The sequence below is a fragment of the Paraburkholderia silviterrae genome (genome assembly GCF_004353915.1).
Lineage (GTDB): Bacteria > Pseudomonadota > Gammaproteobacteria > Burkholderiales > Burkholderiaceae > Paraburkholderia > Paraburkholderia silviterrae.
This window is the reverse complement of sequence record NZ_SMRP01000008.1, coordinates 1-17776: the sequence shown is the minus strand read 5'-3', so window position 1 is coordinate 17776 and position 17776 is coordinate 1. Positions and strand designations below refer to the sequence as shown.

18 protein-coding genes are annotated in these 17776 nt (G+C 65.8%); 5 read left to right on the top strand and 13 right to left on the bottom strand.

The features are described from left to right. Positions 1-12: 12 nt before the first annotated feature. Both EYW47_RS17450 and EYW47_RS17445 read right to left on the bottom strand, forming a co-directional pair. Positions 13-489: a DUF2244 domain-containing protein gene (locus EYW47_RS17450; protein ID WP_133196100.1), complete on the bottom strand. Its 477-nt coding sequence runs from the start codon at positions 487-489 to the stop codon at positions 13-15. Positions 490-755: 266 nt separating this feature from the next. Then, positions 756-1760, bottom strand: a complete 1005-nt coding sequence (locus tag EYW47_RS17445; protein WP_133196099.1) for a methyltransferase domain-containing protein — start codon at positions 1758-1760, stop codon at positions 756-758. A gap of 192 nt (positions 1761-1952) precedes the next feature. Here EYW47_RS17445 and EYW47_RS17440 point away from each other — a divergent pair, with 192 nt between their 5' ends. Both EYW47_RS17440 and trmL read left to right on the top strand, forming a co-directional pair. Next, entirely contained in the window at positions 1953-2756 is an 804-nt protein-coding gene (locus EYW47_RS17440) for a ComF family protein (RefSeq protein WP_133196098.1), read from the top strand. Positions 2757-2801: 45 nt separating this feature from the next. Then, positions 2802-3272, top strand: a complete 471-nt coding sequence (gene trmL / locus EYW47_RS17435; RefSeq protein ID WP_133196097.1) for a tRNA (uridine(34)/cytosine(34)/5-carboxymethylaminomethyluridine(34)-2'-O)-methyltransferase TrmL — start codon at positions 2802-2804, stop codon at positions 3270-3272. Positions 3273-3341: 69 nt separating this feature from the next. Here trmL and EYW47_RS17430 read toward each other — a convergent pair whose 3' ends face one another. From EYW47_RS17430 to EYW47_RS17410, 5 genes are all read right to left on the bottom strand, one after another. After that, a complete protein-coding gene (locus EYW47_RS17430; protein WP_133196096.1) occupies positions 3342-3875 on the bottom strand; it encodes an O-acetyl-ADP-ribose deacetylase in 534 nt (177 codons plus the stop codon). 64 nt (positions 3876-3939) lie between these two features. Further along, complete coding sequence (locus EYW47_RS17425; protein ID WP_133196095.1) at positions 3940-4938, bottom strand: NAD(P)H-dependent glycerol-3-phosphate dehydrogenase; 999 nt, start codon at positions 4936-4938, stop codon at positions 3940-3942. 39 nt (positions 4939-4977) lie between these two features. After that, positions 4978-5445: a protein-export chaperone SecB gene (gene secB, locus EYW47_RS17420; RefSeq protein WP_133196094.1), complete on the bottom strand. Its 468-nt coding sequence runs from the start codon at positions 5443-5445 to the stop codon at positions 4978-4980. Positions 5446-5683: 238 nt separating this feature from the next. After that, positions 5684-5947: a glutaredoxin 3 gene (grxC, locus tag EYW47_RS17415; protein ID WP_028220021.1), complete on the bottom strand. Its 264-nt coding sequence runs from the start codon at positions 5945-5947 to the stop codon at positions 5684-5686. Continuing rightward, positions 5944-6369, bottom strand: a complete 426-nt coding sequence (locus EYW47_RS17410; RefSeq protein ID WP_028220022.1) for a rhodanese-like domain-containing protein — start codon at positions 6367-6369, stop codon at positions 5944-5946. The genes grxC and EYW47_RS17410 overlap by 4 nt, the downstream gene beginning before the upstream one ends. Before the next feature lie 238 nt (positions 6370-6607). On the opposite strand from EYW47_RS17410, the gene gpmA reads away from it, so the two are divergent. From gpmA to EYW47_RS17395, 3 genes are all read left to right on the top strand, one after another. Next, positions 6608-7357, top strand: coding sequence for a 2,3-diphosphoglycerate-dependent phosphoglycerate mutase (gene gpmA, locus EYW47_RS17405; protein WP_133196093.1), 750 nt, complete (start codon positions 6608-6610; stop codon positions 7355-7357). Positions 7358-7832: 475 nt separating this feature from the next. After that, positions 7833-9410 (top strand): S41 family peptidase, encoded by a 1578-nt coding sequence (locus tag EYW47_RS17400; protein ID WP_133196092.1) that lies wholly within the window; start codon positions 7833-7835, stop codon positions 9408-9410. A 211-nt stretch (positions 9411-9621) separates the two neighbouring features. Beyond that, positions 9622-10377, top strand: a complete 756-nt coding sequence (locus EYW47_RS17395; RefSeq protein ID WP_133196091.1) for a HesA/MoeB/ThiF family protein — start codon at positions 9622-9624, stop codon at positions 10375-10377. Between the two features lie 112 nt (positions 10378-10489). Here the strand turns inward: EYW47_RS17395 and ptsP are convergent, their stop codons facing one another. The 6 genes from ptsP to EYW47_RS17365 form a co-directional block, all read right to left on the bottom strand. Beyond that, the gene (ptsP, locus tag EYW47_RS17390; RefSeq protein ID WP_133196090.1) at positions 10490-12229 is read right to left on the bottom strand and encodes a phosphoenolpyruvate--protein phosphotransferase; all 1740 of its coding nucleotides are present in this window, start codon (positions 12227-12229) and stop codon (positions 10490-10492) included. Between the two features lie 337 nt (positions 12230-12566). After that, positions 12567-12836, bottom strand: coding sequence for an HPr family phosphocarrier protein (locus tag EYW47_RS17385; protein WP_028220027.1), 270 nt, complete (start codon positions 12834-12836; stop codon positions 12567-12569). Positions 12837-13063: 227 nt separating this feature from the next. After that, positions 13064-13609 (bottom strand): PTS sugar transporter subunit IIA, encoded by a 546-nt coding sequence (locus EYW47_RS17380; protein WP_133196089.1) that lies wholly within the window; start codon positions 13607-13609, stop codon positions 13064-13066. 404 nt (positions 13610-14013) lie between these two features. Then, complete coding sequence (gene gshB / locus EYW47_RS17375) at positions 14014-14967, bottom strand: glutathione synthase (RefSeq protein WP_133196088.1); 954 nt, start codon at positions 14965-14967, stop codon at positions 14014-14016. A 103-nt stretch (positions 14968-15070) separates the two neighbouring features. Beyond that, positions 15071-16360, bottom strand: coding sequence for a glutamate--cysteine ligase (gene gshA / locus EYW47_RS17370; RefSeq protein ID WP_133196087.1), 1290 nt, complete (start codon positions 16358-16360; stop codon positions 15071-15073). A gap of 455 nt (positions 16361-16815) precedes the next feature. After that, positions 16816-17776 (bottom strand): ammonium transporter (locus EYW47_RS17365; protein ID WP_133196086.1); only part of this gene is annotated, 961 nt, incomplete at its 5' end.

Below are 17776 nucleotides of genomic sequence, written 5' to 3'. Positions count from 1 at the left end.
ACGCGCCGAGTCTCAACCGGCGCGCGCGAGCCACGTGCGCAGTTCCCGCGCGAACTGCGCACGCCGATACTGCGGCAAATGCAACCCGACTGCGACCGCCTGGCCGCGAGCCACGAGACGCACCGGGTCGCGTGGGGTCGCGCCCGGTTCGACCCGGACCCAGCGGGGATTGAATTCGAACTGCGTGAGCGCGTCGGCGCTCATCTGCTCGATCACCAGCCGGTTCGGATAAAGCTTGATACGTTCGTAATCGACAGCATGGCGCGCGTATATGACAAAGGCGCCCCCTACTACCAACAGATCGATGCCGGTGAACGGCAATACCAGCCAGGCGCCGCGGATCAACAACAGAACGGCGATCGCGATGGATACCAGCGCCAGCGATACATAGAACAACACGAATTGCCTGGGCGAAACCGAACAGTTGCGCTTCATGATCCAGTCTTTCAGGACCGGCTCCGGACTCGCCAGCAGATCAGACGTCTGCATCGCTCGCTCCCCCCAACGCAACTTGTTCAGACTATCGCCGCTTCACGCCTTACACAACTGCGGGAGATCTGGACTTGCTGCGTCAGATTTGGGGACGGCAATCAATCGCAGCAACCGACGCATTATAGGCGTGATCTCAAGCACTCACAAGCAAGCTGCAATCTGCCGAAAACCCAATACTGGCGTGGCTTTGCGCGATTTTTCGATAATTTTTCGAGGGCTTTTCAGGCGCTAATTTCAGGCATAACGAAAGCCCCCTTACCACGTTAGCGATTCCTTGCCGGACCGCGCCCGATATCTTCGATGCGCACAATGCCGTGGCCTTCCGCCGTCGTGCGCGGCACGGCTTTCCACGCATGGCCGTAGATGATTTCGAAGGTGAGGGGAATCGTACCGGCGTTCGGCCCGTCCTTCAAACGGCGTGCCTCGAGCGCAGCCGCGAGCGCGCGATAGAGACGCCGCGATGCGAGCCCATCGGCCTCATCGCCTTCATTGCCTTCGTGCGAGAAGGCGCGGTTAAACGGGTAAGCGCCCCAGCGGCGCACATCGGCGAGCAGCTTCTCAGGCGTCTTGTAGGTGACGGTGAGCGTCTCCTGGTCCATCACGGGAATCTCGAAGCCGTTCTCGACGAGCATGTCGCCGAGATCGTGCATGTCGACGAAATCGATTACGTGGGGCCGCGTGGGCACGCCGTGCGCCGCTTCGACTTCGGCCCACGCGCCGCGCAGTTCCTTGAGCGTGTCGGGGCCGAGCGTGCTGAACATGAGCAGGCCATTGACCTTGAGCACGCGCTGCCACTCGCCGAACACGAGGTCGGGACGCGGATGCCAATGCAAGGCGAGATTGGACCAGAGCAACTCGAACGCGCCGTGTGCAAACGGCAGCTCGGCGAAGTCGGCCTGCGCGAAACGCGGACCGCGTGCGCCGAGCGCACGGCCGATGGAGGCAGGAAGAAAGCGCCGCCAGCTCGTGTCGCCGGCGTCGTGCGCACGGGCGCGCTCGAGCATCGCGAAAGAGAGGTCGGTGCCGAATACGGGCGCTTCGGGAAAGCGCTCGCGCAGATTGGGGAGATCGTCGCCGGGCCCGCAGCCCATGTCGAGCACGCTCGCTGGACTCACCTTGATGTACTCGAGGCGCTCGCGCATGCGTTGAGCGATTTCGCGCGGCAAGAACGCGACTCCATCGAACGTCGCCGCGCGACGGTCGAAAATCCGTCGCAGATAGCGGGAATCGTAGGCCGGACGGCCGGGTCTTGTGTGAGACGGAGACATGTCGGTCGTATTGGCGAAGTCTGCGAAGTATACTCGCTCACTCCCATCCTTTCAGTCGCGAGCCCCGAACCCGCTTCGGGCCGTCCTTCGATGCCGCAGCAGAGCGCACCGCCCCCCACTTCGGCGTCAAGCCAGTCGTCCGCCTCGCGGCGCGCAAATCTTGCGGTCAAACACCCGGCAAGACTGCAAGCCATGCGGCACGCAGCGGCGCGCGTCCATCGGAGCGTAAGGGCACATTGGCCGCGGCTCGCCCAGTTCGTGCTGCCTGATCTGTGCCCATTATGCGGCAATTTGTCGCGTCAAAGTCGCAATGTGCACAACGATGTGCGCGCCGTGCTGTGTGCGGCTTGCGATGCGGCGTACTGGAACGAGGCGCGCCTGCGTTGCAGCGTTTGCGCGCTGCCGCTGTCGGGCATGCGTCGCGCGATGCGGCACGCGCACGATCGCTACCGATGTGACGCTTGCGTGAAAGCGCCACCCGCTTTCGACGCCACGTTCGCGCTTGCGGACTATCGCGCACCGCTCGATGCCCTCGTGCTCGGCCTGAAGTTTCGCGCCCGGCTCGCGCTCGGCGAGGAGTTCGCGCGGCGTCTCGCGCAAGCGGCGGCCGACGTTCTCGATAATGCCGACGCGCCCGTGCTCATCGTGCCGGTGCCGCTCTCGCGCGAGCGCCTGATCGAGCGCGGCTACAACCAGGCGTGGGAGATCGCGAGGCCGCTCGCCCGCACGCTCGGCACGCGTGCCGACGCCACGCTGGTGCGCCGCACGCAGCATACGGCGGCGCAATCGAAGCTCGATCGCGAGACGCGCCGCCGCAACGTGGGCCGCGCGTTCGCGCTCACACGCGCGAGCCATGGTCTTTCCGGCCTGCATGTCGGCGTGGTCGACGACGTGATGACCTCGGGCGCAACGCTCGACGCGCTCGCGCATACGCTCAAGGCAGCCGGCGCACGGCGCGTGACGAATTTCGTCGCGCTGCGCACGCCGAAAGACTGAACGCCTCTTTCTCGTTTTTACTGCTTTTTCAGGACTTTCATCGTCATGTTCAACGTCGTTCTCGTCGAACCGGAAATTCCGCCGAACACCGGCAACGTGATCCGCCTGTGCGCGAACACGGGCGCGCGGCTGCATCTGATCGAGCCGCTCGGGTTCCCACTCGACGACACGAAAATGCGCCGCGCGGGCCTCGACTACCACGAGTACGCCCAGATGCACGTGCATCGCGACTGGGATGCCTTCATCGCCGCCGAGACGCCCGATCCGTTGCGCATGTTCGCGTTCACGACGCGCGGCTCGGGACGCTTTCACGATCACGCGTTCTTGCCCGGCGACTGGTTCGTGTTCGGCGCGGAAACGCGCGGGCTGCCCGACGCCGTGCTCGAGCGTTTCGTGCCGGCACAGCGCGTGCGCCTGCCGATGCGGCCGGGCAACCGCAGCCTCAATCTGTCCAACACGGTGGCCGTCGTGGTGTTCGAGGCGTGGCGACAGGCCGGCTTCGAAGGCGGCGAGTAATAGGCAAAACAGGCAAATGAAGGAAGGGCCAACGAGGCGCGAATGTGCGCGAATACGCGCGCGGACGCGTCAGCCGGAAGCGCGCGCACTCAACTCGCGCTCGTAGCGCGCGAGCATCGCGTCGTCGAAGCAGGCGAACACGACGCGCTCGAGCGACGGATCGGCACTCAGCGCGTCGATCACGGTCTGTACCGCGATCTTCACTGCCTCGTCAGGGGGAAAGCGATAAACGCCGCAACTGATCGCCGGAAACGCAATGCTCTTCACGGCGGCCGCGCGCGCACATTCGAGCGAGCACCGGTAGCACGACGCGAGCAAAGACGCCTCGTCGCGCGCGCCGCCGTTCCAGACGGGCCCGACGGTGTGAATCACGTGTTTTGCGGGAAGCCGGTAGCCGGCGGTGAGCTTCGCGTCGCCGGTCGGGCAGCCGTTCAGCGTTTGGCATTCGCGCAGCAGATCCGGGCCGGCCGCGCGATGGATCGCGCCGTCAACGCCGCCGCCGCCGAGCAGCGACGTGTTCGCGGCGTTCACGATGGCATCGACGTGCAGTGTCGTGATGTCGACGACTTGCGCTTCGATGCGGCAGTTTCCGATGGTGAGCATGACGGTCCTCCTTGCGATACGGAGTTTGCGCTTTAGCTGTCGATCGGGGTTAGCGGTTTAGCACTTACTCCGCCTTCGCGTCGCGCCTGAGCAGGGCGCTCACGGCATCGCGCGAAGCCACGCCGTCGAACAGCACGGCACATACCGCCTGGGTGATCGGCATTTCGATATTGTGCTCTCGCGCGATGGCGAGCACGGCGCGCGCGCAGCGCACGCCTTCGGCCACATGGCCGAGCGCACCGAGGATGTCGTCGAGCGTGCGCCCGCTCGCGAGCTGCTTGCCCACGGTGCGGTTGCGCGAGAGGTCGCCCGTGGCGGTGAGGATGAGGTCACCCAAGCCCGTAAGGCCGGTGAAGGTCTCCGCGCGCCCGCCGAGCGTCACGCCCAGGCGCGTCATCTCCGCAAGACCGCGCGTGATGAGCGCGGCGCGCGCGTTCAGGCCGAGGCCGAGTCCATCGGAAATGCCGGTCGCGATCGCGAGCACGTTCTTGACCGCGCCGCCCACTTCCACGCCCACGATGTCGTCGCCGGTGTAGATGCGCATCGCGCGGTGATGGAACGCGGCGAGCGTACGCTCGCGGCAGTCGGCCGACGGGCTCGCAATGGTGAGCGCGACAGGCAGGCCCTCGCCCACCTCGCGCGCGAAGCTCGGCCCCGAGAGCACGCCGTTGCTCTTGTGCCCGGGCAGCTCGGCCGCCACGACCTGATGCGGCATCAGTTGTGAGTCGGCTTCGAAGCCCTTGCAGAGCCACACGAAGTGCGCGGGCGAGCGGCTCATGCCGCGCATGGTGCGCAGCATGTCGCGCAGACCCGCCACCGGCGTGCCGAGCACGACGAGATCCGCCTCGCCCGACGCATGGTCGAGCGCGGCGGCAAGATCTGTTTCGTAGTGGAGCTTTTTCGGCAGCGAGACGCCCGCGAGATAGCGGGCGTTCTCGTGCGTCTGGCGCATTGCGTTGACGAGCGCGGCATCGCGCGCCCACAACACCGTGTCATGCGCCTGGGCCAGGTGCCCTGCCAGCGCGGTGCCCCACGCTCCGGCGCCGAGAACGGCGACTTTCATTCCGATACTCCGCACCGGTGGTTTCGTTTCAGCGCTCAATCAATGCGTTGCGCTGCTGGCGCCTTCCTGCTGCTGCGCGATTTGCTGCAGACGTTGCTCGTAGAGCGCCTGGAAGTTGATCTCGGCCAGATGGATCGGCGGGAAGCCCGCACGCGTGATGGCGTCGGCGATGTTCGAGCGCAGGTACGGGAACAGGATGGTCGGGCAGGCGATGCCGACGAGCGGGTCGACCTGTTCCGCCGGAATATTGCGGATGTCGAAGATGCCAGCTTGCTTGGCTTCGATCAGGAACGCGATCTTGTCCTTGACCTTTGCGGTGACCGTGCCAGTCACGAGAATCTCGAACACCGACTCCGCGAGACGCTCGGCCTTCACGTCGACTTCCACTTCCACCGAAGGCATGTCCTGCTCGAGGAAGATGGCCGGCGAGTTCGGCTGCTCTAGCGACAGGTCTTTGAGGTAGATGCGCTGGATGTTGAAGAACGGCTGGTTGTTCTCGTCAGACATGGTGTTTGGCTTCCTGATTAAATTGAGTTGCAACCGCACAGTATCGCGTCGTCTCGCAATGTCGAGGCAACGCGGCGCAGCCGCAATGAGCAGCAACAGACGACAACGCGCCCGCGCGACCCTTACCGGCTCGCGCGGGCGAAAAACTGCGGCGCAGCGACGCGCCGCCTGAAACAACGTCAACGCACTACGTCAAAGCACGACGCCAAAGCGCGACGTCGAGCCAGCCAGAACCGCTTCAGGCTGCAGCTTCGAGCAGCGGCATCAGGCCGCCCGCGCGATCGAGCGCGGAGAGGTCATCGTAGCCGCCCACGTGCGTCTCGCCGATGAAAACCTGCGGCACGGTCCGCCGGCCGGTGCGCGTCATCATCTCTTCACGCCGCGCGGGGTCCCGGTCGATCAGCACCTTCTCCACATGGTCGACGCCGCGCGACTTTAAAAGACGTTCGGCCATCTGGCAATACGGGCACACCTGGGTGCTGTACATGACTACCTTGCTCACTTCGAAGCTCCTTGTTTCACGACCGGCATGCCGGCCTGCTGCCAGGCGTTCACGCCGCCGTCCAGCACGTGGACCTCGGCAAAACCGGCATCCTTCACGACGCGCAGCGCCTTGTGCGACTGCTGGCCCGTCTGGCAGACCAGCAAAACCGGGTTGCTCTTGTTCTTCACGAACTGGGCGACCTTGGCCTGCAACTCGCCGAATTCCAGATGGCGGGCGGCGGGCAGATGGCCCTTCGCAAAGTCGTCCGCGGAACGCAGATCGATCACCACCGCGTTGCGGCGGTTGATGAGCTGCGTCGCCTCGGCGGCGGAAACGCCGCCGCGCCCGCCGCGCTTGAGCGTCGGCCACAGTAGCAACCCTCCCGAGATGAGGACGATCGCGATGAGTACAAGGTTGATGTAATTAGTAAAGAACGTCACGGATGATCCGCCGGGAAAAAGAGAAATCGGGGGAAAACTGATTCAGGCAATCCGCTCATTATAAAATAACCGTTTGTCGCAAGGTTGCCGCCCCCCAGCCCGGGTGTGCAGCCGGGCATGCGACCCACGGGGCCGGACCGTCGCCGCGAGGCAGCCACATGAGCAGCGCGCCTGCGGCCGCATTCCAGACGGACCCCGTCCCCGATTACCGCTTCCTTCACTACCGACCGTCATCTTCATGTTCAAACTCGTACTCATCCGCCACGGCGAATCGACGTGGAACAAGGAAAACCGCTTCACCGGCTGGGTCGACGTCGATCTGACCGAGCAGGGCAACCGCGAGGCCCAGCAGGCCGGCCAGTTGCTCAAGGCGTCCGGCTATTCGTTCGACATCGCCTACACGTCGGTGCTCAAGCGCGCGATCCGCACGCTCTGGCACGTGCAGGACCAGATGGACCAGATGTACCTGCCCGTGGTCCACTCGTGGCGCCTGAACGAGCGTCACTACGGTGCGCTCTCGGGCCTGAACAAGGCGGAAACCGCCGCGAAGTACGGCGACGAGCAGGTGCTGGTCTGGCGCCGCAGCTACGACACGCCGCCGCCCGCGCTCGAGGCCACCGACTCGCGCACGGCCTACGACGACCCGCGCTACGCGAAGGTCCCGCGCGAGGAGCTGCCGCTCACCGAGTGCCTGAAGGACACGGTGGCGCGCGTGCTGCCGCTGTGGAACGAGTCGATCGCGCCGGCCATCAAGTCGGGCAAGAAGATCGTGATCGCCGCGCACGGCAACTCGATTCGCGCGCTCGTGAAGTATCTCGACAACATCTCGGACTCGGACATCGTCGGCCTGAACATCCCGAACGGCGTGCCGCTCGTCTACGAGCTCGACGAGAACCTCAAGCCCCTCAAGCACTACTATCTGGGCGACGCCGATGCCATCGCGAAGGCGCAGGCCGCCGTCGCGAACCAGGGCAAGAAGGCGGGCTAAGCCCTTCCTCGTCCCGTTTCCATCCCCGTTTTGCATCCTGAGCACCAGCCCCAGCAGCCGCACGGGGCCGGCGCTCAGGTCGCGGATCAGGCGCACGATGCGCGTGATCCGCGCATCAATTGCGCTAATAGCGTGTCCCTCCTTCCACTTCTCCACCTTCGCTGACAAATCGATCAGCTCGCGGTCAGTTCGCGATCAGCTCGCAGCCAACCCGCGGTCAGCGCAGCGCCAGTTTCGCGCCAGCTCCGCGCCCAGCAAGGCTTTGCGGCACACAACGTGCGAACCCAGGCGGGTTCGGACTGTCGAACCCGCAACGTTCGTCCCCGCTTCCCCGCTCGAATTGCCCTCGTGGGCGCTTCCTCCACCGGGATCGAGCGCGCCTTATACACAGAGCGGCCAAGTGTGCAGTTATACTTGTCCGTCGCTTTTCCATTAGACGCTGCAACGCGCCTTTCGACCGCACGCAACAACCTCTATGCGAAAGAACCTCAAAAACATCGGCCTGATCGCAGCTGGCCTCGCGACCGGCGTATTTGCCACCTTGCAGATTTCCGCCTCGGCGCAGCAAACCCAGCAAACCGTGATCGAGCCGCTGCCGCTCGACCAGCTCCGGCTCTTCGCCGAGGTGTTCGGTCAGATCAAGCATGAGTACGTCACGCCGGTCGACGACAAGAAGCTCCTCACCGCCGCCATCAAGGGCATGGTGTCGAGCCTCGACCCGCACTCGTCGTATCTCGACAAGACCGACTATCAAGAGCTCCAGGAGCAGACCAAGGGCCGCTTCGCAGGGCTCGGCATCGAGATTTCGTCGGAAGACGGCTTGATCAAGGTCATTTCGCCGATCGAGGACACGCCCGCGTTTCGCGCCGGCATCCGTCCGGGCGACCTCATCACGCGCATCAACGACAAGCCCGTGCGCGGCATGACGCTCGACCAGGCCGTCAAGCAGATGCGCGGCGACCCGGGCACGAAGGTCACGCTCACGATCTTCCGCAAGACCGACGACCGCACCTTCCCGCTCACCATCACGCGCGCCATCATCAAGGTGCAGAGCGTGAAGTCGAAGATCCTGGCGCCAGGCTACGCGTACGTGCGCATCACGAGCTTCCAGGAGCGCACGGTCCCCGACCTCGCCACGAAGCTGCAGGACATCGCACGCCAGGAGCCGAACCTCAAGGGCTTCATTCTCGACCTGCGCAACAACGGCGGCGGGCTCTTGCAGAGCGCCGTGGGCGTGGCGGGCGCGTTCCTGCCGCCGGACTCGGTCGTGGTCTCCACGAACGGCCAGATCCCGGACTCCAAGCAGGTCTACCGCGACACCTATGAGAACTACCGCCTGCCTTCGTTCGACGGCGACCCGCTCAAGGGCGAGGCGGCCGAGTTCAAGACCGTGCCGATGATCGTGCTGACCAACGCCTATTCGGCGTCGGCCTCGGAAATTGTGGCGGGCGCGCTGCAGGACCAGAAGCGCGCGCTCATCGTCGGCAAGACGACCTTCGGCAAGGGCTCGGTGCAGACCGTGCGCCCGATGACGGCCGACACGGCGCTGCGCCTGACCACGGCGTATTACTACACGCCGAGCGGCCGCTCGATCCAGAACAAGGGCATCCGTCCTGACATTGCGGTCGACCAGTACGCCGACGGCGATCCGGACGACGCACTCGTCACGCGCGAAGTGGACTACCAGAACCACCTCGCGAACACGCAGGACCCGGACGAGAAGAAGGAGCAGGACGCGCGCGAGCAGGAGCGCATGGACATGCTGCGCCAGCTCGAGGAGCAGAACGACAAGAAGACGCCGGAGCAGCGCCAGAAGGACCGCGACCGCAAGCCCGTCGAGTTCGGCACGCCGGACGATTTCATGCTCCAGCAGGCGCTGAACAAGCTCGAGGGCAAGCCGGTGACGGAATCGAAGTCGCCGATGGAGCGCCGTCTCGCGCAGCAGAAGCCGCCCACCTCGGCTTCCGCGCCGATCGCCGTGAAGCCGTCGGCCTCGGTGGTGCCTGGCGCCGCGGCCTCCGCTCCCGCTGCGGCCTCCGCACCGGCGAAGTAACGCGGGCACCCGGCAAGCTGCCTGAGCGCAGCTTGCCCGTCGCTTGCTCGCGGTTTGCAGTCAGCCGCCTCGCCCTCACCCGTCTCGCGGCCCGCCCAACGTGGGCCGCGAGAACGAAGCTCCCCGCGCCAGTACAATAAGCACTCTGTACTCACGGCGCGCGTCACGGCTCTTACGCCCATCGCAGCGCCCAAGCCCCGTGGGCATCGCGATGAACGACGACCAACTCCTCCGCTATTCCCGCCATATCCTCGTCGACGAGATCGGCATTGAGGCGCAGCAGCGCTTTCTCGACGCGCATGCGCTCGTGATCGGCGCGGGCGGCCTCGGCTCGCCCGCGGCCATGTATCTCGCGGCCTCGGGCGTGGGCACGCTCACCCTCGTGGACAACGACACCGTCGACCTCACCAACCTGCAGCGGCAGATCATGCACGAGACGGCGTCGGTGGGTCACGCGAAGGTCGAGTCGGGCCGCGCCGCGATCGCACGCCTGAATCCCGAGGTGAAGGTCAACGCCGTGCAGGCTCGCATCGACGATGCATGGCTCGACGCACACGTGCCGGGCGCAAGCGTCGTGCTCGACTGCACCGACAACTTCGCCACGCGCCACGCCATCAACCGCGCGTGCGTGAGGCACGGCGTGCCACTCGTCTCGGGCGCGGCGCTGCGCTTCGACGGGCAGATCAGCACCTTCGATTTCCGCGACGCGGCCTCGCCCTGCTACGCCTGCGTGTTCCCCGAGGATCAGCCCTTCGAGGAAGTGGCGTGCGCGACGATGGGTGTTTTCGCGCCCACGGTGGGCATCATCGGCGCGATGCAGGCCGCCGAGGCGCTGCGCGTGATCGGCGGCATCGGCACACCGCTGGTCGGCCGGCTGATGATGCTCGATTCGCTGCGCATGGAATGGAACACCATGCGCGTGGCGCGTCAGCCCGATTGCCCGGTCTGCGGCGAGCGGCACGCCTGAGCGCGTTACAGGCGCCAGATGGTGAAAAGCCCCGGTGCAGTTCGCACCGGGGCTTTTTCTTGTCGATCGTTGCAAGCCGCCTGCCGCGCTTGCAAACGCTAGATACAGCCCGCTACGCGTGCGCGAGCCGCCCGAGCGCCGCCTCCAGCTCCTCGGGCTCATAGGCGGCCAGCACGTCGGCCACGGGCTTGTCCAGCGCCTTGAGTTGCGAGCGCAGGATCTCCTGCTTCACCACCAGCAACTGGCTCGGATGCATCGAGAATTCGGTGAGCCCCATGCCGAGCAGCAAGCGCGTGAGCTGCGGATCGCCCGCCATCTCCCCGCACACCGAAACCGGCACGCCCACGCGCTTCGCCTCGCGCAGCGTATGCGAGATCAACTGCAGCACGGCCGGATGCAGCGGGTCGTAGAGATCGGCCACGGCGTTGTCGGCGCGGTCGATCGCGAGCGTGTACTGGATCAGGTCGTTGGTGCCGATCGAGAGGAAATCGAGGCGCCGCAGGAACATCGGCAGCGCGAGCGCCGCCGCCGGGATCTCGATCATCGCGCCCACCTGCACGTTCGGGTCGTACGCGAGCCCCGCGTCGTCGAGCTGGCGCTTGGCTTCGCGAATCAGGTCGAGCGTCTGGTCGATCTGCTGCGCGTGCGCGAGCATCGGGATCAGGATCTTGACCGTGCCGAACGCCGACGCGCGCAGGATCGCGCGCAACTGCGTGAGGAACATCTGCGGCTCGGAAAGACTCCAGCGGATCGCGCGCAGGCCGAGCGCCGGGTTGGCGGCGGTTTCGTAGCCGTCGCCGCTGCTCATCGAGTCGAGCGGCTTGTCCGCGCCCACGTCGATCGTGCGGATCGTCACGGGCAGCCCGTTCATCAGCTCGGCTGCGCGGCGATAGGCGGCGAACTGCTCTTCCTCCTCCGGCAACTGGTCCTTGTGGTTCATGAACAGGAACTCGGTGCGAAACAGGCCCACGCCCGTCGCGCCCGCGTCGAGCGCCGCCTGGGCGTCCTCGGGCAGCTCGATGTTCGCGTAGAGCTGGATCTTCGCACCGCACAATGTTTGCGTGGGCGAGAACTTCAGGCGCTGCAGCTTGCGCCGCTCGAGCGCCATCTCGCTTTGGCGGTAGGTGTACTCCTCGAGCACGATGGGCGCGGGGTCGACGATCACGACGCCGTGGTCGCCATCGACGATGATGAGGTCGTCCTGGCGAATCAGCGCGCTCGCCTGCTGCACGCCCACGGCGGCCGGAATGCCGAGACTGCGCGCGACGATCGCCGTGTGCGAGGTGCGCCCGCCCAGATCGGTGACGAAGCCCTGAAACGTCTGCCCCTTGAACTGCAGCATGTCGGCGGGCGCGATGTCGTGCGCGACCACGATCATCTCGTCGCAGCCGCCGTGCAGCGTCGCAGGCGAGGCGCCCACGAGCGCCTTCAGCACGCGCTCGACCACTTGCTCGATGTCGGCCTTGCGCTCGCGCAGGTAGGCGTCCTCGATGTCGTCGAAGTGGCGCGTGAGGCGCTCGAGCTGCTCGGTGAGCGCCCATTCCACGTTAAAGCGGCGCGTGCGGATGAGGTCGATGGTCTCCTGAACGAGCATGACGTCTTTCAGGATCATGAGGTGCACGTCGATAAAGGCGCCCATTTCGGTGGGCGCGTCGGCGGCGAGGTCGGCGCGCAGCGTATCGAGCTCCTGCTCGACGAGCGCAAGCCCGGCGCGAAAGCGCTCGATTTCGCCTTCGATCTGCGGCGGCTCGATCAAATAATGGTCGACGTCGAGCGCAGCCGGGGCGATCAGATACGCTCGCCCGATGGCAATACCGCGTGATACGGGAATTCCATGCAGCGTGAACGGCACGCGCACCTCCTCTGGTTATGTGATGCCGCGGCAAACCGCTGCAATGCGCTCTCTCAGACCCCGGGCTTCATTATAAATTCCGCAGCGCTGCGAAGTTGCTCCGAGGTTGCTCCATAGTTGCCCGATGGCCCTTGCCATAAGGGATTGCGAGCTTTCGCGCCGCCGCACTGCGCCTTACGCCTCGCGCCCGGCATCCAGCAATGAAAACGCCGCGGGCGAGCGCGGCGTCATGGAGTTCGGGCGCGGCAGTCGATGCCGCGGCAGCCGTCGGTAACGGCAAATAAGCGTCAGGCCGGCGGCAAGCGCCGCGCGAGCCTCGCGCGCCGAAGCGCGAAGCTCACTGGCCTTCGCCGAACTTGTCGGCGATGAGCTTGAGCAGCGCGCTCATGGCGTCGCCTTCGTCCGGGCCTTCGGTTTCGATCAGCACCGTGCTGCCGATGCCTGCCGCCAGCATCATCACGCCCATGATGCTCTTGGCGTTGATCCGGCGACCATTGCGGCTCATCCAGATTTCCGACTGATAGTTGCCCGCCAGCTGCGTCAGCTTCGCCGACGCACGCGCATGCAGGCCGAGTTTGTTCACGATGGTCGTTTCTTGTTGCAGCATAGTTCGTCGATCCAGGCGCAGTGTGTTGATGTGATGCTCAGTGATTGTGCGTCGCGCGCGCGGGACACGCGCGCTGCGTGTCCATCCGCGTCGATGCGTTGATGATGCCGGTGATACAAACGGTTCGTTTTACGGTACGAGGGCGTTGTGCGCATCCGCGGGCGGTGAAATCGCCGCGCTCCGCCAATGCGTCGGCTTGGCCCACTCAGCGACCGCTCAGTGCCCACTCAGGCCGCGCCAGCGGGCTTGAGTGCGCCAAGCGGCAGGGCCGCGGCCTGGCCGCTCTCCACCCCGCCCGCCGCGCCTGCTGCGGCCTTGGCCACGGCATCGGCGGCCGCCTCGGCGCACGGCGTGGGCGCGCAAGCGCATTCGGCGGGTGCCGGCGTGCTCGGCCCGATCGCCTGAACGCCCTTGCTCGCGCCTGCGAGCGCCTTTTCCACCAACACGTCGAGCGGCGTCGTGCGGTAGCAGACTGCGCGCACGAGCATCGGCAGATTGACGCCCGCCAGCACGCGCACCTGCGGCACGGTAGCGAGCCGGGCGGCGATATTCGAAGGCGTGGCGCCGAACATGTCGGTGAGCACGAGCGCGCCGTTCTCCTCGCGCAGACGCTCGATTTCGGCCGTGGCCTGGTTAACCACTTCGACGGGATCGCTATCGGGCAGCACGTCGAGCGCGCCGATGCGCGCAGGGCAGCCGCCGTAGATATGGGCGATGCACTCGCGCAGCGCGGTGGCGAGCGGTGCGTGGGCGATGATCAGAATTCCTGCCATGTCAGTACTCGCCGGGCCGTCCCAGGAGTGCCGACACCCGCTCGGGGCGCAGCGACCAAAGGGCGTGTGGGGGTAGTTTCATTTCAGCCTGACTGCAAATAGCGGCTTCAGTTGATGCCGGGACCTTCCCGGCCGGTGCCGAACCCATCGATCGCGTCCGGCAGCGCCGAGCCTGCGGCCAGCCGTGGGCCAGCAGGGTCGGAACACGCGCCGCGCGGCCATTCCGGCAAGCCGGACAGCCAGCCCGGAACGCGGGCTCGCGGCATTGTAGCAGGGTCATTTTCGCGCAGACCATGCGAATTTGCTCACTGGATTTGCGCCTTCACATCGGCTAAATGCCGCCGCAGCGGCTCGAATCAAGTGTGGCAAGGCGTGATTCGAGCCCACCCTCCACCCCGCGGCGCTCAGGCCGCCGCGCGCTCCAGCGCGTCGACGAACATCGCCGCCACGTCGAAGCCGGTCTGCTCCATGATCTCGCGAAAGCACGTCGGGCTCGTGACGTTGACCTCGGTGAGCCAGTCGCCGATCGCATCGAGCCCCACGAGCAGCAGGCCGCGTGCCGCGAGCGTCGGCCCGAGGGCTCTCGCGATCTCCAGGTCACGCGCGGTGAGCGGCTGCGCGACGCCCAGCCCGCCCGCCGCCAGGTTGCCGCGCACCTCGTTGCCCTGCGGAATGCGCGCGAGCGAATACGGCACCGGCTCGCCGCCGATCAGCAAGATGCGCTTGTCGCCCTCCTTGATCTCGGGGATGAACTTCTGCGCCATCACGCTGCGCGCGCCGTCGTGGCTCAGCATCTCGATGATCGAGCCGAGGTTCATGCCGTCCGCCTTCACGCGGAACACGCCCATGCCGCCCATGCCGTCGAGCGGCTTGAGGATCACGTCCTTGTGCTCTTCGTGGAACTTGCGCAGGCGCGCCGCGCTGCGCGTGACGAGCGTGGGCGCGACGAACTGCGGAAATTCGCCGATGGCGAGCTTTTCCGAGTGATCGCGAATCGACTGGGGCTTGTTGAAGATCTTCGCGCCCGCGCGCTCGGCGATTTCGAGCAGCCACGTGGAGGTGACGTACTCCATGTCGAACGGCGGGTCCTTGCGCATGATGACCGCGTCGAAGCCGGTGAGCTCGCGTGCGTCGGGCGTGGCCTTGAACCAGGTCTCGCGATGCAGGTCCGCCGTGTCGCCGACGATCTCGAAGCGCCGCACGTCGGCCTCGACGCGCCGGCTCACCCAGGCCAGATGCTGCGGCTCGCACGCGAACAGCGTGTGGCCGCGCTTCGCGGCCTCGGCCATCATCGCGTAGGTCGAGTCCTTGTAGATCTTGAACCGCTCGAGCGGATCGGCGATGAAGAGAATGTCCATATCGTCCCTGCCTTGTCCCTGCTGGATGCCTGGTGTTATGACGGCAACGCCCGCTCGGGGCGGGCGCTGCGTTGAATTGTGCGAAAAGCGGTGCGCGCGCGGCTTACACCTGGATCGCCTCGGGGTCGGTCTTCTCCAGCTCGACCGACGCCGCCAGCAGCCCGAGACGCGCGACCACGCCGTACATGTAGAAGCGGTTGGGCGGCGCGGCGCCTGGCTTCGCGCGCGTGTCCGGCAGCGCCGTGTGCTCGAAGCCGAGCGGCACGTAGTGCATGCCCGGCGCGTTCAGGTTCTGGTCGCGCTCGCGGCTGCCGTGCGCGCGGTAGAAGCCGCCCACCACGTAGCGGTCGATCATGTAGACGACCGGCTCGGCCACTTCGTCGCCGATATGCTCGAACGTGTAGACGCCCTCCTGCACGATCACGTCGCGCATCTCCAGCCCGTCCTTCGTGGCCGACATCTTCGCACGTTCGCGCTTCGTGAGCGCGGCGACTTCGGAGGCGTCGTGCACCGTCATCACGCCACGGCCGTCCGTGCCGGCGTCGGACTTGATGACCACGTAGGGCTTTTCGGTGATGCCGTACTCGCGATACTTCTTCGCGATCTTCTTGAGCACCGCGTCGATGGCGGCGGCGAGTTTCTCCTCGCCCGTGCGCGCCTCGAAGTCGACGCCCTCCACGTGTGCGAAGTACGGATTGATCATCCACGGATCGACGCCGACCATCTTCGCGAACTTCTTTGCCACGTCGTCATAGCAGGAGAAGTGCGTGGACTTGCGGCGCACCGCCCAGCCCGCGTGCAGCGGCGGCAGCAGGTATTGCTCGTGCAGGTTCTCGAGCACCGGCGGAATGCCGCCCGAGAGGTCGTTGTTCAGCAGGATCGAGCACGGGTCGAAGTTCTTGAGACCCAGGCGCCGCTGCGAGCGCTCGAGCGGCTCGAGCACGATCTTCTGGCCATCCGCCAGCGAGATCGTGACCGGCCCGGCGATGGTGTCGTCGAGCGTGCCGAAGCGCACATTCAGGCCGGCCTGGCGCATGATCGTGGCGAGCCGCGCGACATTCTCCAGATAGAACGCGTTGCGCGTGTGCATCTCGGGAATCACGAGCAGGTTCTTGGCGTCCGGGCAGATCTTTTCGATGGCCGCCATGGCGGCCTGCACGGCGAGCGGCAGCACTTCCTGCGGCAGGCAGTTGAAGGCGCCGGGAAAGAGATTGGTGTCGACCGGCGCGAGCTTGAAGCCGGCGTTGCGCAGGTCCACAGAACAGTAGAACGGCGGCGTGTGCTCCTGCCATTCGAGGCGGAACCAGCGCTCGATGGACGGCGTCGCGTCAAGGATGCGCTGCTCGAGCTCGAGGAGCGGACCGTTCAACGCCGTAACCAGATGCGGGACCATAAGGTAATACTCGCAGACAAAAGCTGATTGAGGTAGGGAAAACCGGGAGCTTATCTGGGGACGATTGCAGCGGTTGCAAGCCGGCTTTTCCCTTACGGACCATAGGGTTACTCGACGTCCCACCGGCCCCGGCTACGGCTCCCCAGCCTGGCGTCCCTGACCGGGGCGTCCCGTACGATCCATATCGAATATCCATTCTGGACCGCGCGCGTGGTCCCGCGCAATGGAGACACACGAAAAGAAGGGACACTGAAGCTAACGCAGACGAAATCGGGCTTATTCCCGCAAGCCCGGCGCCAGTGCCCGGAAAAAGAAAGGGCCCGCCATAAAGGCGGGCCCAAGTCGCTGTACTCCGTGCTACTCGTTACTGCTTGCCACTTCAAACTGGCTGCAAACCTGCACAATGCGCTTCGAAGCACACTGTGAACCGCGCGCCGCAGCGCGCGTCACGCTTATTACTCCACGCGCTCGCCGTGCAGCACCACGTCGAGGCCTTCGCGCTCTTCCTCCTCGGAGACACGCAGGCCCATCACCATGTCGATCACCTTGAGCAGGATGAAGCTCACCACGCCGCTGTAGACGAGGGTCGTGAGCACGCCCTTGGCCTGGAGGATGAGGCTGCCGTCCGCGCCGCCGATGTCCTTCACAGCGAACACGCCGGTCAGGAGCGCGCCGATGATGCCGCCGATGCCGTGCACGCCGAACGCGTCGAGCGAGTCGTCGTAGTTGAACTTGTGCTTGAGCCAGGTGGCCGACCAGAAGCAGACCACGCCCGCAACCACGCCGATCACGATCGCGCCCATCACGCCGACGAAACCCGATGCCGGCGTCACGGCCACGAGACCCGCCACGGCGCCCGAGGCGATGCCGAGCACCGAAGGCTTGCCCTTGGCGATCCACTCCGCGAACATCCAGCCGAGCGCAGCGCACGCGGTGGCCACTTGCGTCGTGAGCATCGCGAAGCCGGCACGGCCGTCTGCCGCGACTGCCGAACCCGCGTTGAAGCCGAACCAGCCCACCCACAGCATGGCCGCGCCGATCAGCGTGAGCACGAGGTTGTGCGGCGCCATGGCTTCACGGCCATAGCCCACGCGCTTGCCGAGCACGAGACAGCACACGAGACCCGCGATGCCGGCGTTGATGTGCACCACCGTGCCGCCCGCGAAGTCGAGGATGCCTGCGCTCGCGAGCCAGCCGGTCGGCTCCCACACCATGTGCGCGATCGGCGAGTAGACGATGATCGACCACAACGACATGAACACGAGCATCGCCGAGAACTTCATGCGGTCGGCGAACGCGCCGGTAATGAGCGCCGGCGTGATGATCGCGAACGTCATCTGATAGACGAAGTACACGGTCTCGGGGATGGTCGGCGCGAGGTGGCTCACGGTGAGCGTCGTCGCCTTGTCGCCGTGG